Origin of the sequence: Nocardioides sp. NPDC057772 (genome assembly GCF_042798075.1) — a bacterium.
Taxonomy (GTDB): domain Bacteria; phylum Actinomycetota; class Actinomycetes; order Propionibacteriales; family Nocardioidaceae; genus Nocardioides.
This window is the reverse complement of record NZ_JBHVKN010000363.1, coordinates 1-2,177: the sequence shown is the minus strand read 5'-3', so window position 1 is coordinate 2,177 and position 2,177 is coordinate 1. Positions and strand designations below refer to the sequence as shown.

Below are 2,177 nucleotides of genomic sequence, written 5' to 3'. Positions count from 1 at the left end.
GTACTTGACGGGCGCGTAGGTGGCCTTGTCGTTGTACTGGTAGATGCCGATGGACGCGGCCGTCGGGCTACCGGTCTCGCCGAGCTCGATCGGACCGGACTTGCCGTCGTAGTCGATGTCCTTGCCGTCCTCGATGAGCTTGACGCAGTCGGCGTACGTCTCGCACTTCTCGCCACCCGTGGTGATCTCGACGATCTCCTCGGCGATGGCCTCACCCGCGTCGCTGTCGGCCTTGACCGCCGCCAGCGCGGAGACGATGGTGGCGTCGTAGGACTCGGCGGCGTAGGAGTAGTCGGTCAGCTTCGGGTCGACCTTGAGCAGCTGCTCCTTGAAGTCACCGGTGGTCTCGGCGCCGGGCAGGGTGCCCTTGACGCCCTTGAGCTCACCCTTGGTGAAGTCCTTGGAGTAGTCCGACAGGTTGCCGTCGACGAAGTAGGTCGGCAGCTTGGCCGGGCCGGCACCCGCGGCGATGAGCTGCGGGATCAGCTTCTTGGTCTCCTCGAACGCGATCACGACGACCGCGTCCGCGCCGGCGCCCGCGATCTCGTTGATCTGGGCGTCGAACGAGGTGGCGTCCTCGGAGTAGAACGCCGTGGTGGCGACCTTGGAGCCGGCACCCTCGAGGTTGGCCTTGACCTCCTCGGCGAGCGTCTCACCGTAGGCGTCCTGGCGGGCCAGGATCGCGACGTTGGTGCGCTTGTCCTCGAGCAGCAGGTTGGCCATGACGGCCCCCTGCAGGATGTCGGACGGAGCCGTGCGGAAGTAGAGGTCCGGCTTGGCGAAGTCACCCTCGTCGAACTCGGTCGAGGTGTTGGCCGGGGAGAACATCACGGTGCCCGACGACATGATCTTGTCGATGACGGTCATCGACACGCCCGAGGAGGCGGTGCCGATGATGACGTCGGACTTGGCGTCGATGAGCTTGTCGGCCTCGGCGGGGGCGATCGCGGACGTGGTGTCACCGGAGTCGGCCACGACGGACACGACGTCCTTGCCGAGCACGCCACCGGCGGCGTTGATGTCCTGGATCGCGAGGTCGGAACCGGCGAACTCGGGCGGGCCGAGGAACGCGAGGCTGCCGGTCTGCGGGAGGAGCTGCCCGATGGTGAGAGTGCCGTCGCCCTTGGCGGCAGCCTTCTTCTCCGGCTCCTCGGAAGCGGTCTCGCCGCCGCAGGCGGCGAGGGTGAAGCTGAGCGCCAAGGCGCCAGCGCCCGCGGTCAGCTTCATCCAGGTAGAGGATGATGAGTTCACTGCTTAGTCCCTCTTTCGTATGGGCTGGCCCGGCTCACGTCGGACCTTGCGGAGACACATTAGAGACGCTAGGTCTGTGAATCACCCGAGGGAACTGTCTTTTCACCATTCCGTTACATCTCCCCCATGGCATCATTGCCTGGGTTGCCGCCATGATCGGCTCCGTATTATCGGGGCCGAGGTGACCCATGATCACTCGGGAAACCCGATTCCCGCCAGGAACCGGCTCGATCGTGGAGGAATTGTGATGATCTGTACGCACGGCGCCCATGCAGGACGGGCTCGATGACCAGGGTGCCGGTGACGTTGCGGGAGGCTCGGGCCGATGACGCGCTCTTCCTCCTCGGCATCTGGCAGGACTCGCTGCGGATGGCCGACGCCCAGGAGCAGCTGAGCGATCTCGAGACGATCATCCGTGACGCCGAGGCCTCCCCCGACCAGCGTCTGCTGGTCGCGGAGTCCGGCAGCGAGCCGGTCGGCGCGGTCTACGTGCGCGCCACCCCCTTCGGGCCGCTCAACCTGGAGCCGACGGTGCAGATCTTCGCTCCCCACGTCGTCCCCAGCTTCCGCCGCCGCGGCGTCGGCCGGATGCTGATGGACTCCGCCGTCGCCTTCGCCGAGGAGCGCGGTATCAGGACGATCGCCGCCGCGGCCTCCGCCGGCGGCCGTGACGGCAACCGGTTCCTCGCCCGGATCGGCCTCGGCGCCCAGGCGGTGATGCGGGTGGCCCCCACCGCGGTCGTACGCTCCCGCCTCAACGTCCTCGGCCGAGCCCTGCCCCACCATGTCCGTCTGCAGCGCAGCCCGAAGCAGTCCAGCGCCGTCGGCGAGCTGGACAGCGGGTTGTAGTCGGTGAAGCCCTGCAGCCAGCCCGGCATGGACTGGGTCGGCGCGAAGATCGACGAGCCGAACTGCAGCGGGAACAG

General features: G+C 67.4%; 2 protein-coding genes. One reads left to right on the top strand and one right to left on the bottom strand.

All coding sequences use genetic code 11. From position 1 onward, the window contains the following. On the bottom strand, window positions 1-1,227 hold a 1,227-nt coding region (locus tag ACFVJS_RS27680), incomplete at its 3' end, for an ABC transporter substrate-binding protein (RefSeq protein WP_378886752.1). Window positions 1,228-1,536: 309 nt separating this feature from the next. Here ACFVJS_RS27680 and ACFVJS_RS27675 point away from each other — a divergent pair. After that, window positions 1,537-2,100 carry a GNAT family N-acetyltransferase gene (locus ACFVJS_RS27675; protein ID WP_378886751.1) on the top strand — a complete coding sequence of 188 codons (564 nt, stop codon included), beginning with the start codon at window positions 1,537-1,539 and terminating at the stop codon, window positions 2,098-2,100. The last annotated feature ends 77 nt before the right edge of the window (window positions 2,101-2,177 follow it).

What these genes read in the sequence shown, in the direction of transcription:
- ACFVJS_RS27675 (WP_378886751.1), top strand. Translation starts at nt 1,537, where the DNA reads ATGACCAGGGTGCCGGTGACGTTGCGGGAGGCTCGGGCCGATGACGCG.